Source organism: Nocardioides phosphati, from assembly GCF_014646375.1.
GTDB lineage: Bacteria > Actinomycetota > Actinomycetes > Propionibacteriales > Nocardioidaceae > Nocardioides > Nocardioides phosphati.
Map to the genome: position 1 here is coordinate 14242 of NZ_BMNI01000001.1, position 12571 is coordinate 26812.

Here is a 12571-nt window from a genome sequence, read left to right on the forward strand (position 1 = left end):
AACCGGCCCTCGTCAGGCAGTGCAGGGGCTCACTTGGCCCAGTCGGCGTTCCAGCCCTTGATGTCGGAGGCGGGGCGCGTCGACGGACCGGTGTAGACGGCCGAGGGACGGATCAGGCGACCGGTCTTCTTCTGCTCGAGGATGTGCGCGGACCAGCCACCGGTGCGGGCACAGGTGAACATCGAGGTGAACATGTTGGCCGGCACCTCGGCGAAGTCGAGGACGATCGCGGCCCAGAACTCCACGTTGGTCTCGAGCACACGGTCGGGACGACGCTCGCGGAGCTCCTGCAGGGCGGCCTGCTCCAGCGCCTCGGCGACCTCGTAGCGCTCGGCACCGAGCTCCTTCGCCGTACGACGCAGCACGCGGGCGCGCGGGTCCTCGGCACGGTAGACGCGGTGGCCGAAGCCCATCAGGCGCTCGCCGGAGTCGAGGAGGCCCTTGACGTACTTGCGGGCGTCGCCCTGCTTCTCGACCTCCTCGATCATGCCGAGGACGCGGGAGGGGGCGCCGCCGTGGAGCGGGCCGGACATCGCGCCGATGGCGCCCGAGAGGGCGGCCGCGACGTCGGCGCCGGTGGAGGTGATCACGCGGGCGGTGAACGTCGAGGCGTTCATGCCGTGCTCGGCCGCCGACGACCAGTAGGCGTCGATCGCCTTGGCGTGGCGCGGGTCGGCCTCGCCGCGCCAGCGGATCAGGAACTTCTCCGCGAGGGTCTTGCCCTCGTCGACGAGGCGCTGCGAGACGACCGGGTGGCCGATGCCGCGGGCGGACTGGCCGGCCCAGGCAAGCACCATCACGGCCGCGCGGCCGAGGTCCTCGCGGACCTTCTCCGGCGACGAGTCGTAGGTGTAGGTGATGCCGAACGCCGGCGCGAGCTGCGCGATGGCGGACTGCAGGTCGACGCGGACATCGCCGGTGTGGACCGGCAGCGAGTACGCCTCGGCCGGGTGCAGGCCCGGGTCGAACTCGCCGTCGACGAGGAGGCCCCAGACCTTCTCGAACGGGATCCGGCCCGCGATCTCCTCGATGTCGACGCCGCGGTAACGCAGCGCGGAGCCTTCCTTGTCGGGCTCGGCGATCTCGGTAGAGAACGCGACGACGCCCTCGAGGCCCTCGTGGACGACGGGGCCAGTGCTCTCCGCGGCAGTCATGGGTGCTCCTTGCTCAACGCGGTCTGGATTGTGTGGCCGATGCTCTCTCCAGCTGACGGCCTCTCGCATTCAAGCACCCTGACCTGCGCAGGAGACAACTGACCACCCTCCGGTCCGTCGTACAGCGGCCCCGGCGGGGAGCCGGGGCCGCTGCGGGCGGTGGGTGGGGGAGTGCCGACGCGTGACGTGGATCTCAGGCCGCGCGGGCGACGGTCCGGCCGACGCAGCGCCAGGCGCCGCGCGATGATGGGGGCATGGACGAGCACCTGCCCACCCTCCGCTCCGAGTACGGCGTGGGCCCCGCCGCGCGTCCGCTGCGCGAGGAGGGCCTGCCTGCCGACCCGCTCGACCTCTTCCGTGACTGGTTCGCCGATGCGCGCGAGCTCGCCGAGCCCAACGCGATGGTGGTGGCGACCGTCTCGCCCGAGGGGCAGCCGTCGTCCCGCATCGTGCTGCTCAAGGGGCTGGACCAGCAGGGCTTCCACTTCTTCACCAACCTGCGCTCGCGCAAGGGGGAGGAGCTGGCGGCCAACGCGCGCTGCGCCCTCCTCTTCCCCTGGCACGGCATGCAGCGCCAGGTCCGGGTCGAGGGGGTCGCGACGCCGCTGTCGCGCGCGGAGGTCGAGGCCTACTTCCACGCGCGGCCCCGGGGCGCGCAGCTCGGGGCGATCGCCTCGCCGCAGTCGCGGCCGATCTCGCGCGAGGAGCTCGAGGAGCGGTTCGAGGCGGCCGGCCGCGATTACCCGGACGACGTGCCGGTGCCGGAGGGGTGGGGCGGCTATGCCGTTGCGCCGCACGCGTTCGAGTTCTGGCAGGGCGGCACCAACCGGCTCCACGACCGGATCCGCTACGAGCTGACCGGCGCCGGCACGTGGGCCGTGGAGCGCCTCGCTCCCTGATGAATGCCGACTTTGGTCGGGGCTCTATCCACTTGTGAGTGAGCGCTCACTCACTTAATCTGGTGGCATGTCCAGACGAGCCGCACGCATGACCACCGATGATCGGCGCAGCCAGCTGATCGAGGTGACGCTCCCGCTGCTCCGCGAGCACGGCCGCGCCACGACGACGAAGCAGATCGCCGAGGCCGCGGGCATCGCGGAGGGCACGATCTTCCGCGCGTTCGAGACCAAGGACGAGCTCTTCCTCTGCGCGCTGGAGAAGGCGTTCGACCCGAGCGACCTGATCGAGCGCACGGAGGCGATCGACCTGTCACTGCCGCTGCGCGAGCGCATGGTGACCGCGGTGACGATGCTCTCCGAGCGGTTCACCAGCATGTTCACGCTGATGGCGCGGATGGGCATGCTCCAGCCGCCGCGCGCCCGCAAGCACACCGAGGAGCTGCGCGCCCGCGGCGCCGCGGCCATCGAGGCGCTGCTCGCACCCGACGCGGAGAGCTTCCGCGTCGACGTGCCCCAGGTGGCGCACACGCTCCGCCTGCTCACCTTCTCGGGCAGCCACCCACACATCACCGAGGGCCGGCTGCTCACGCCCGACCAGATCGTCGACATCGTGCTCCACGGCACGCTCAAGGGGGACCACTGATGCTTCTCACCCTGCTGCGCACGCAGCTCCGTCCATACCGACCGTGGCTGGCCCTGGTGGTCCTGCTGCAGTTCCTGAGCACGCTCGCGATGCTCTTCCTGCCCCACATCAACGCCAACATCATCGACCAGGGCGTGGCCAAGGGCGACGTCGGCTACATCTGGCGCTCCGGCGGCCTGATGCTGGCCGTCAGCCTCGGCCAGATCGTCTGCTCGATCATCGCCGTCTGGTTCTCCTCGCGCACCGCGATGGGCTTCGGTCGCGACGTACGCCGGCAGGTCTTCCACCGCGTCGGCTCCTTCTCGAGCCGTGAGGTCGCGCAGTTCGGCGCGCCGTCGCTGATCACCCGCGGCACCAACGACGTCCAGCAGGTCCAGATGCTCGTGCTGATGGGCCTGACCATGCTGGTGAGCGCGCCGATCATGATGGCCGGCGGCATCATCATGGCGATGCGCGAGGAGCTCGGCCTCTCGTGGCTGCTCGCGGTCACCGTGCCCGCGCTGCTGGTCACGGTCGGCTTCATCATCAGCCGGATGGTCCCGGGCTTCAAGGTCATGCAGGGCCGCATCGACGTGGTCAACCGGATCCTGCGCGAGCAGATCACCGGCATCCGGGTCGTCCGCGCGTTCGTCCGTGAGCCCGAGGAGAAGGCCCGGTTCGCCGTGGCCAACAAGGACCTGACCGACGTCGCCCGCAGCACCGGCCGCTGGATGGGCACGATGTTCCCGACGGTCATGCTGATCATGAACGTCTCGATCGTCGGCGTGTACTGGTTCGGCGCCCACCGCATCGACGACGGCCAGATGTACATCGGCTCGCTGACGGCGTTCATGAGCTACCTGATGCAGATCCTGATGAGCGTCATGATGGCGACGTTCATGCTGGTCCAGGTGCCGCGTGCGGCGGTGTGCGCCGAGCGCATCGCCGAGGTCCTCGACACCGACGCCTCCGTGCGTCCGCCGGTCGCCCCGATCGCGCTGGAGGCACCGCGCGGCGAGGTCTCCTTCGAGCGGGTCGGCTTCGCCTACCCGGGCGCCGGCGACCCGGTGCTCACCGACATCACCTTCACCGCGCGTCCCGGCCAGACCACGGCCATCGTCGGCTCGACGGGTGCGGGCAAGTCGACGCTCGTCGACCTCGTCCCTCGCCTGTACGACGCCACGGCCGGCGTGGTCCGCGTCGACGGCATCGACGTCCGCGACCTCGAGCTCGAGACGCTGTGGGCGTTGACCGGCATCGTCCCGCAGAAGGCGTTCCTCTTCGGCGGCACGATCCGCAGCAACCTGCAGGTCGGCAAGGCGGACGCGACCGACGAGGAGATGTGGGCGGCGCTCCGCGTCGCACAGGGCGAGGACTTCGTCCGCGCGCTCGCCGAGGGGCTCGACGCCCCGGTCGCCCAGGGCGGCACCAACTTCTCGGGCGGCCAGCGCCAGCGGCTCGCGATCGCGCGGGCCCTGGTGCGGCGTCCGAAGATCCTGATCCTCGACGACTCGTTCTCGGCGCTCGACGTCGCGACCGACGCGCGGCTGCGCCGGGCGCTGCCCGAGGTGACGGCGCAGTCGACGGTGATCGTCGTCGCCCAGCGGGTCAGCTCGATCCGCGACGCCGACCAGATCGTCGTCCTCGACGACGGCCGCGTCGTCGGCCTCGGCACCCACGAGTCGCTGCTCGTGGACTGCCCGACCTACCAGGAGATCGTCCGGTCCCAGCTGACCGAGGAGGAGGTGGCCTGATGAGCACCACTGCCAAGCCCGGCCAGATGAAGCAGACCGAGCGCATCGTGATGGGCGGCGGCCCCGGCCGCGGCGGCCCGTTCGGTGGCGGCCAGGTCGGCCAGAAGGCGAGCGACTTCAAGCCGTCGCTCAAGAGGCTGCTCCGGCGCATGGCGCCCGATCGCGCCCGCATCGCCGGCGTCGTACTGCTGGGCGTGCTGTCGGTCGCCTTCTCGGTCGTCGCGCCCAAGATCCTCGGCCACGCGACCGACCTGATCTTCAACGGCCTCTTCGGCCGCATGCTCGGCGCCGAGCACGCCACCAAGGCGCAGGCCGTCGAGGCGGCCCGCGCGCACGGCGACTCGACGTTCGCGGACATGCTCTCGCGCCTCGACGTCGTCCCGGGCGTGGGCGTCGACTTCGGCGCCGTCGGCACCGTGCTGCTGATCGTCCTCGGCGTGTACGTCGTGTCGACGCTCGCCGGCTGGCTCCAGGGCTGGTTCGTGACCGACGTCGTGCAGCGCACGGTGTCGGAGCTCCGCTCGGACGTGGAGCAGAAGATCCACCGCCTGCCGCTGGGCTACTTCGACCGTCAGCCGCGGGGCGAGCTGCTCAGCCGCGTCACCAACGACATCGACAACCTCGCGCAGTCGCTCCAGCAGACGCTCGCGCAGCTGCTGACGTCGATCCTGACGGTGGTCGGCGTGCTCGGGATGATGTTCTGGATCTCGCCGCTGCTGGCGGTGATCTCGCTGGTCGCGGTGCCGCTGACGCTGATCATCAGCAAGCAGGTGATGGGGCGCTCGCAGGGACTCTTCGTCGAGCAGTGGCGCCGCACCGGCGTGCTCAACGGCCAGATCGAGGAGACCTTCGCCGGCCATGCGCTGGTGCGCGTCTACGGCAAGCTCCCCGAGTCGGAGGCGCGGTTCGCCGAGCAGAACGAAGCGCTCTACAAGGCGTCGTTCGGCGCGCAGTTCGCGAGTGGCCTGATCATGCCGCTGATGATGTTCGTCGGAAACCTCAACTACGTCATCGTGGCCGTCGTCGGCGGCCTCAAGGTGGCCAACGGGTCGATGAGCCTCGGTGACGTGCAGGCGTTCATCCAGTACTCCCGCCAGTTCAGCCAGCCGCTGACCCAGGTCGCGTCGATGGCGAACCTGCTGCAGTCCGGTGTCGCCTCCGCCGAGCGGGTCTTCGAGCTGCTCGACGCCGAGGAGGAGTCGGTGGAGCCGGCAGCCACGGGCGCCTCCGGCGTGACGCGCGGTGCGGTGGCGTTCGAGGACGTCGCGTTCTCCTACGAGCCCGACATCCCGCTCATCGAGGGCCTCTCGCTCGACGTCGCGCCGGGCCAGACGGTCGCGATCGTCGGCCCCACGGGTGCCGGCAAGACCACGCTGGTCAACCTGATCCTGCGGTTCTACGAGCTCGACGGGGGCCGGATCACGCTCGACGGCGTGGACATCGCCGGCATGCAGCGCCGCGAGCTCCGGGACCGGATCGGCATGGTCCTGCAGGACACCTGGCTCTTCGAGGGGACGATCCGCGACAACATCGCCTACGGCCGCCCCGACGCCACCGAGGAGCAGATCCTCGAGGCGGCGAAGGCGACGTTCGTGGACCGCTTCGTGCACTCGCTGCCCGAGGGCTACGACACGGTGATCTCCGGCGAGGGTGGCTCGGTCTCGGCGGGGGAGCGGCAGCTGATCACGATCGCGCGGGCCTTCCTGAGCGACCCGGCGCTGCTGATCCTCGACGAGGCCACCTCGTCGGTCGACACACGCACCGAGCTGCTTCTGCAGCACGCCATGGCGGCACTGCGCTCGGACCGCACGTCGTTCGTGATCGCGCACCGGCTCTCCACGATCCGCGACGCCGACCTGATCCTCGTGATGGAGGCGGGCCGGATCGTCGAGCAGGGCTCGCACGAGCAGCTGCTCGAGGCCGACGGTGCCTACGCCGCGCTCTACCGCTCGCAGTTCGAGGCGCCGGTCGACGCCGCCTGAGCCCGCGAAAAAAGCCCTCGACGGTACGCCGGCCCCGGCGTACCGTCGAAGGCCACGGGAAAGGAGGTGGTCCGACAGATGATTTCTTCGAGGACGCGTGAGGTGACTGCGCGCTAGCGCACCCACACGGTGGCGTCGCTGCTGGCGAATCCACCGCGGTCACCGCGACCCGCAGGCCCCGCCCCGTCCTGGGCGGCTGGACATGGCCTGCGGGTCGTTCCATTTCCCGGGGCCTGCCGTGCTGTCTGGCGGATCACGTTGCATTCGACAACGAAATACCGGATAGTTGTTTTCGACAACGACCATCCGGGAGAACCATGTCCGACAGCACGACCCAGCAGACCGCCCCCGTGGCGCCGATGACCCACCGTGAGGTGCTCGAAGCACTCTCCGGCCTGATCCTCGCGATGTTCGTCGCGATGCTCGCCTCGACGGTGGTCTCCAACGCCCTTCCCGTCATCGTCCACGACCTCAAGGGCACCGAGTCCGGCTACACGTGGGTCATGGTCTCGACGCTCCTGGCGCTCACGGCCACCACGCCGATCTGGGGCAAGCTGGCCGACCTCTTCGACAAGAAGGTCCTCGTCCAGTCCGCCCTCGTCGTGTACGTCGCCGGCTCGCTGCTCGCCGCGTGCGCCCAGAGCATGGAGATGCTGATCGGCGCCCGGGTCATCCAGGGCCTCGGCGTCGGCGGCCTGACCGCCCTCGTGCAGATCGTGATCGCCAGCATCGTGGCCCCGATCGACCGCGGTCGCTACAGCGGCTACATCGGTGCGGCGTTCGCGGTGGCGACCGTCTCCGGCCCGCTCATCGGTGGCGTCGTGGTCGACACGCTCGGCTGGCGCTGGTGCTTCCTCGTGGCGCTGCCCTTCGCGGTGCTCGCCTTCGTCGTCCTGCAGCGCACCCTGCACCTGCCCGACGTCGTCCGCCGCAAGGTCAAGATCGACTACGCCGGCGCGACGCTGATCGCCGGTGGCCTCTCGCTCCTGCTCGCCTGGGTCTCGCTGGCCGGCTCGAGCTTCGCCTGGGCCTCGACCCAGACCGCGCTGCTGGTCACCGGGGGTGTGCTCGCCCTCGTCCTCGCCGTGGTCGTCGAGTCGAAGGTCGCCGAGCCGATGATCCCGCTCCACCTCTTCCGCAACCGCACGATCACGCTCGCGGTCATCGCCAGCCTCGCGGTCGGCGTCGCGATGTTCGGCTCCACGGTCTTCCTCGCGCAGTACTTCCAGCTCTCCCACGGCCTCACCCCGACCGAGGCCGGCCTGATGTCGCTGCCGCTCGTGCTCGGCCTGCTCGTCGCCAGCATCGCCAGTGGCCGCCGGATCAGCCGCACCGGCCTGTGGAAGAACGTCCTCGTCCTCGGCGCCTCGGTCATGGCGCTCGGCGTCGCGCTGCTCTCCACGATCGACGGCAGCACCCACCTCTGGGTCGTCGGCGCGTGGATGGCGGTCATGGGCCTCGGCATCGGCGCCCTCCAGCAGAACCTCGTGCTGGCCGTGCAGAACTCCGTCCGGCACAGCGACGTCGGTGCGGCCTCGTCGCTGGTGGCGACCTTCCGGACCATGGGTGGCGCCGTCGGCGTCGCGCTCCTGGGCACCGCGCTGAGCCACCGCGTGGCCGACAACGTCGCGGCCGGGATGGCCCGCCTCGGCGTGCACACGTCCGCCAAGGGCCACACCGAGATCCCCGACCTCAGCACGCTCCCGGGCCCGGCCCGCCAGGTCGTGATGGGCGCCTTCGGCGAGGCGACCGGCCACCTCTTCCTGCTCGTCGTCCCGGCGGCGCTGCTGACGGTCCTCGTGGTCGCGCTGGTCCGCGAGGTCCGCCTGCGCACCACGGTCCAGCACGCCGACGAGCTGGCGCCCGACCTCGCGGCGGTCGTCGAGTGACCGCCCTGGAGTCGGTGCTCGCGCTCGAGTCGCAGCTCCGCGTCCTCTCCCGGCGCGTACGCCGGGTGGTCGCGGAGCGCGCCACCTCCCTCGACCCGGCCCTCGGTGAGGTCGGGTTCGCCGTGGCGGACCTCCTCTACCGCTCCGGCGAGCAGCGGCAGCGCGACATCGTGGCCTGCCTCGCCATCGAGAAGGCCGCCGTCAGCCGGGCGATCACCCAGCTCGTCGAGCTCGGCCTCGCGACCCGCGAGGGCGATCCGACCGACGGTCGCGGCCACGTCGTGGCGCTGACCGACGTCGCCCGGGAGCGGCTCGCTGCCCTCCTGGCGGCGCGGCGCTCGGAGCTGATGGAGAAGATCGCCGGCTGGTCGACCGAGGACCTCGACGCGTTCGTCGCCCTCCTGGAGCGTTACAACACCGCCATCGAGGGCTGAGCCGGCGGGTAACCGCCCGCGAACCGAGCAGTACGAACGCTTTCGGGCGCAGATGACGTTCGTACTGCTCGGTTCACGACGGGGTCAGCGGGCGAGGAGCCAGGTGGCGGTGTCGGCGCCGCCGGGCTCGTCGCCGCTGCAGAGGAGGACCTCGTGGCCCGCGAGCAGCTCCTCGCGGCGCTCGCCCGGGACCGGTGACGAGTCCGTGTTGAGGTGGCAGACCAGCGGACCGCGCCGGATCACCAGCTCGGTCGCGGTGCCCTCGACGTGGAGCCCGGGCTCCCCGTCGCGGTCGTCGTCGAAGCCGGCCAGCAGGTCGCGGCGGAGGGCGAGCGCGCGGCGTACGAACTCGAGGGTGGAGCCCTCCACGCCGCTCTGGGCCTCGACCGAGAGGTCGGCCCACTCATCGGGCTGGGGAAGCCAGGGCTGGCCGTCGCCCGGACCGAAGCCGTAGGGCGGCTTGCTGCCCGACCACGGCAGCGGCACCCGGCAGCCGTCGCGCCCGCCGCGGCCCGCGACCCCGGCGCGCGGGTCCTGCTGGAGGTGCTCGGGCACCTCGGCCTGCGGCAGGCCGAGCTCCTCGCCCTGGTGGATGTACGCCGACCCGGGCAGCGCGAGCATCGCCAGCAGCGCGGCCTTCCAGCGGCGCAGGCCGAGCTCGCCGCCGCCGTACCTCGTGACCGGACGGACGACGTCGTGGTTGCCGAGCACCCAGGTCGGCGCGGGCACGACCGCGAGCGTCTGCTCGATGACCCCGCGGAACGCCTCGGCCGACCACGGCGCGTTGAGCCAGTGGAAGTTGAACGCCTGCTGCAGCTCGTCGGGGCGGACGAAGTCGGCGAGGTTCTCCGGGTCCTTCACCCACGCCTCGGCGATCGCCATCCGGTCACCGTCGTACGACGCGAGGAGGTCGTGCCAGCGGCGGTAGAGCTCGTGGGCCTCCGGCTGGTTCCACATGGGGCTGTGGCTGGGGCGCTGGTTGATCAGCGACTCACCGGGGTCGTTGGACTCGCCGGGAGCGAGGCGCTGGTCGGGCAGGCCCTCCTCCTTGAAGAGGCCGTGCGCGACGTCGATCCGGATGCCGTCGGCGCCGCGGTCGAGCCAGTACCGCAGGATCCGGTCGAACTCCTCCGGGACGTTGGGGTGGCGCCAGTTCAGGTCGGGCTGGCTGCTGTCGAAGAGGTGGAGGTACCACTCGCCGGGACCGTCGGCCTGCGCCGGGTCGTCGGGCACGCGCGTCCACGCCGGGCCCTGGAAGCGCGACATCCAGTTGTTCGGCGGGTGCTCGACGCCGTCGGCGTCGACGCGCCCCTTGCGGAAGAGGTAGCGCTCCCGCTCCGGCGAGCCCGGACCGGCGGCGAGCGCCGCCTGGAACCACGGGTGCTCGCTCGAGGTGTGGTTGGGCACCAGGTCGATGATCACCCGGAGCCCGTGCTCGTGGGCCCGGGCCAGCAGCTCGTCGGCGTCCGCGAGCGTGCCGAAGAGCGGGTCGACGTCGTAGTAGTTGCTGACGTCGTAGCCGTGGTCGCGCTGCGGCGAGGTGTAGAACGGCGTGATCCACAGCGCGTCGGCGCCGAGGTCGCGCAGGTAGGGCAGGCGTGAGGTGATGCCGGCCAGGTCGCCGACACCGTCACCGTCGGAGTCGGCGAACGAGCGCACGTAGACCTGGTAGCAGACGGCGTGCAGCCACCACGGGGACGAGCTCATGGGGTCATCCTCTCCCGGCGGGCCAGTGCCTCCCGACGCGCCTCCGCATGATCGACGACCGGCTCCGGGTAGTCGGCGGTGCCGAGCTCGGGGATCCAGCGGCGGACGTAGCGGTCGTCGGGGTCGAACCGGCGCTGCTGGGCGGTCGGGTTGAAGATCCGGAACCACGGTGCCGCATCGGCGCCGCAGCCCGCGACCCACTGCCAGTTGAGCTGGTTCTGCGCGACGTCGGCGTCGAGGAGGTGCTCCAGGAAGAACCGCGCGCCGTGGCTCCAGTGGACGTGGAGGTCCTTGACCAGGAACGACGCGGTCACCATCCGCACCCGGTTGTGCATCCAGCCGGTTGCGACCAGCTGCCGCATGCCCGCGTCGACCAGCGGGAAGCCGGTGCGGCCCGCGCACCAGGCGTCGAACGCCGCCCCCGGCTCGTCGTGCTCCATCCGGGCGTACTCCTCCCGGAGCGGCTCGGTGAGCGCCTCCGGCCGGTGCCAGAGCACGTCGGCGTGGAACTCGCGCCAGGCCAGCTCGGCGCGGAACCGGGCGGCGGCCTCGTCGGGGACGTCGGCGTCGGCGAGGCCGGCCAGGAGCGTGCGCGGGTGGATCTCGCCGCAGGCCAGGGCGATCGACAGGTACGACGTGCCGGCACGGTCCGGGCGGTCGCGGTCGACGGGGTAGTCGGCAAGCGCGCCCTCCCGGAACTCCTCCCAGCGCGCGAGCGCGGCCTGCTCGCCCGCCTCGGGCAGCTCGATCGTGGCGGCGGCCTCGGGGAGGCCCTCGCCCGGCAGCTGCGCCCACCGCGGCTCGACGGAGGGTGCCGGCGGAGCCCAGCCGTGTGCCGCCCAGGCCCGCAGGAACGGCGTGAACACCTGGTACGGCGTGCCCTGGCCGGTCAGCACCCGCCCCGGCCCCACGGCGTACGGGCTGCCGGTGGGGACGAGCGGCACGGGCAGGGCGGCGGCCACCCGCTCGTCGCGGGCGCGGCCGGCGGGCGTGGTGTCGGCGCTGACGTGGACCGACCCGGCGCCGGCCTCGCGGACGACCGCGGGCACGACCTCCTCCGGTGGGCCCGACCGGACGACGAGGCGCCCGCCGAGCTGCTCGTCGAGGGCCCGCAGGCTCGCGGCCAGGTAGGCGCGCCGGTTGGCGCCGTACGACGCGAGCTCGGCGGGGTCGAGGACGTGGAGCGCGACGACCTCCGGGGCCGCATCGGCCGCTGCGACGAGGGCCGGATGATCCTGCAGGCGGAGGTCCCGGCGCAGCCACAGGACCGAACGGGGCTGCTCACTCACGCCGCCCACTCTGCCAGCCCGCGGGTGATGCGCGATGATGGACCGGTGAGCGACCTCATCGACACCACCGAGATGTACCTCCGCACGATCTACGAGCTGATCGAGGAGGGGATCGTGCCGCTGCGCGCCCGCATCGCCGAGCGCCTGCACCAGAGCGGCCCGACCGTGTCGCAGACCGTCGCCCGCCTCGAGCGTGACGGCCTGCTGACCGTCGAGGGCGACCGCCACCTCGAGCTCACCGACCACGGCCGCACCCTGGCCACCCGCGTCATGCGCAAGCACCGCCTCGCCGAGCGGCTGCTCACCGACATCATCGGGCTCGACTGGGAGCTGGTGCACGCCGAGGCCTGTCGCTGGGAGCACGTCATCTCCGAGCAGGTCGAGCGCCGCCTCCTGGAGCTGCTCGGCAACCCCACCGAGTCGCCGTACGGCAACCCGATCCCGGGCCTCGACGAGCTCGGGCAGCCCGGAGACGTCGACGAGTTCATGGAGGGCGTCGAGGCGCTCGCCGCGATCACCGGCCCCGGCGAGGTGCGGGTCCTCGTGCGCCGCATCTCCGAGGAGACGCAGAAGGACGAGTCGCTGATGTCGGCGCTGCGCCGCGTCGGTGCGCTGCCGGGCCAGACCGTGACCGCGGCGCCGACGCGCGAGGGCGTCCTCGTGGGCTCCGGCGGCGAGACCGCCGAGGTCATGCTGGACTCGGCCGACCACATCTTCGTCACGCGCCTCTGATCCGTACGCCGGCGCCGTGGTGCGCCGGGTGCCGACGCCGGGCCTGCGCGAGGGACCTGCCCGGCTTCGGGCTCGCTCGCTGCGCTCGCTAGCACCCTCAAGTGGCGGC

The 12571-nt window shown here is 71.7% G+C and carries 10 protein-coding genes; 7 read left to right on the forward strand and 3 right to left on the reverse strand.

All coding sequences use genetic code 11. The features are described 5' to 3' along the window. Positions 1–29: 29 nt before the first annotated feature. Positions 30–1154: a citrate synthase 2 gene (locus IEX47_RS00075; protein ID WP_188781708.1), complete on the reverse strand. Its 1125-nt coding sequence runs from the start codon at positions 1152–1154 to the stop codon at positions 30–32. Positions 1155–1408: 254 nt separating this feature from the next. On the opposite strand from IEX47_RS00075, the gene pdxH reads away from it, so the two are divergent. From pdxH to IEX47_RS00105, 6 genes are all read left to right on the forward strand, one after another. Then, positions 1409–2053 (forward strand): pyridoxamine 5'-phosphate oxidase, encoded by a 645-nt coding sequence (gene pdxH / locus IEX47_RS00080; protein WP_188781710.1) that lies wholly within the window; start codon positions 1409–1411, stop codon positions 2051–2053. Between the two features lie 88 nt (positions 2054–2141). Then, positions 2142–2696: a TetR/AcrR family transcriptional regulator gene (locus IEX47_RS00085; RefSeq protein WP_188781712.1), complete on the forward strand. Its 555-nt coding sequence runs from the start codon at positions 2142–2144 to the stop codon at positions 2694–2696. After that, the gene (locus tag IEX47_RS00090) at positions 2696–4429 is read left to right on the forward strand and encodes an ABC transporter ATP-binding protein (RefSeq protein WP_188781713.1); all 1734 of its coding nucleotides are present in this window, start codon (positions 2696–2698) and stop codon (positions 4427–4429) included. Before IEX47_RS00085 ends, IEX47_RS00090 begins: the two co-directional genes overlap by 1 nt. Beyond that, entirely contained in the window at positions 4429–6411 is a 1983-nt protein-coding gene (locus IEX47_RS00095) for an ABC transporter ATP-binding protein (RefSeq protein ID WP_188781715.1), read from the forward strand. The genes IEX47_RS00090 and IEX47_RS00095 overlap by 1 nt, the downstream gene beginning before the upstream one ends. A 317-nt stretch (positions 6412–6728) precedes the next feature. Then, positions 6729–8300, forward strand: coding sequence for an MDR family MFS transporter (locus IEX47_RS00100; protein WP_229662508.1), 1572 nt, complete (start codon positions 6729–6731; stop codon positions 8298–8300). Next, positions 8297–8734 carry a MarR family winged helix-turn-helix transcriptional regulator gene (locus tag IEX47_RS00105; RefSeq protein ID WP_188781718.1) on the forward strand — a complete coding sequence of 146 codons (438 nt, stop codon included), beginning with the start codon at positions 8297–8299 and terminating at the stop codon, positions 8732–8734. The genes IEX47_RS00100 and IEX47_RS00105 overlap by 4 nt, the downstream gene beginning before the upstream one ends. An 84-nt stretch (positions 8735–8818) precedes the next feature. Here the strand turns inward: IEX47_RS00105 and IEX47_RS00110 are convergent, their stop codons facing one another. Further along, complete coding sequence (locus IEX47_RS00110; protein ID WP_188781720.1) at positions 8819–10441, reverse strand: glycoside hydrolase family 13 protein; 1623 nt, start codon at positions 10439–10441, stop codon at positions 8819–8821. Next, positions 10438–11730 carry a cryptochrome/photolyase family protein gene (locus tag IEX47_RS00115; RefSeq protein WP_188781721.1) on the reverse strand — a complete coding sequence of 431 codons (1293 nt, stop codon included), beginning with the start codon at positions 11728–11730 and terminating at the stop codon, positions 10438–10440. Before IEX47_RS00115 ends, IEX47_RS00110 begins: the two co-directional genes overlap by 4 nt. Positions 11731–11775: 45 nt before the next feature. Between IEX47_RS00115 and IEX47_RS00120 the strand changes: the two genes are divergently transcribed. Then, a complete protein-coding gene (locus IEX47_RS00120; protein WP_188781723.1) occupies positions 11776–12462 on the forward strand; it encodes an iron-dependent transcriptional repressor DtxR in 687 nt (228 codons plus the stop codon). Positions 12463–12571: the final 109 nt, after the last annotated feature.

Excerpts from the sequence above, each read along its gene's own strand:
- IEX47_RS00100 (WP_229662508.1), top strand. The coding sequence starts at position 6,729 with ATGTCCGACAGCACGACCCAGCAGACCGCCCCCGTGGCGCCGATGACC.
- IEX47_RS00090 (WP_188781713.1), top strand. The coding sequence starts at position 2,696 with ATGCTTCTCACCCTGCTGCGCACGCAGCTCCGTCCATACCGACCGTGG.
- IEX47_RS00110 (WP_188781720.1), bottom strand. The coding sequence starts at position 10,441 with ATGAGCTCGTCCCCGTGGTGGCTGCACGCCGTCTGCTACCAGGTCTAC.
- IEX47_RS00075 (WP_188781708.1), bottom strand. The coding sequence starts at position 1,154 with ATGACTGCCGCGGAGAGCACTGGCCCCGTCGTCCACGAGGGCCTCGAG.
- IEX47_RS00085 (WP_188781712.1), top strand. The coding sequence starts at position 2,142 with ATGACCACCGATGATCGGCGCAGCCAGCTGATCGAGGTGACGCTCCCG.
- IEX47_RS00095 (WP_188781715.1), top strand. The coding sequence starts at position 4,429 with ATGAGCACCACTGCCAAGCCCGGCCAGATGAAGCAGACCGAGCGCATC.
- pdxH (WP_188781710.1), top strand. The coding sequence starts at position 1,409 with ATGGACGAGCACCTGCCCACCCTCCGCTCCGAGTACGGCGTGGGCCCC.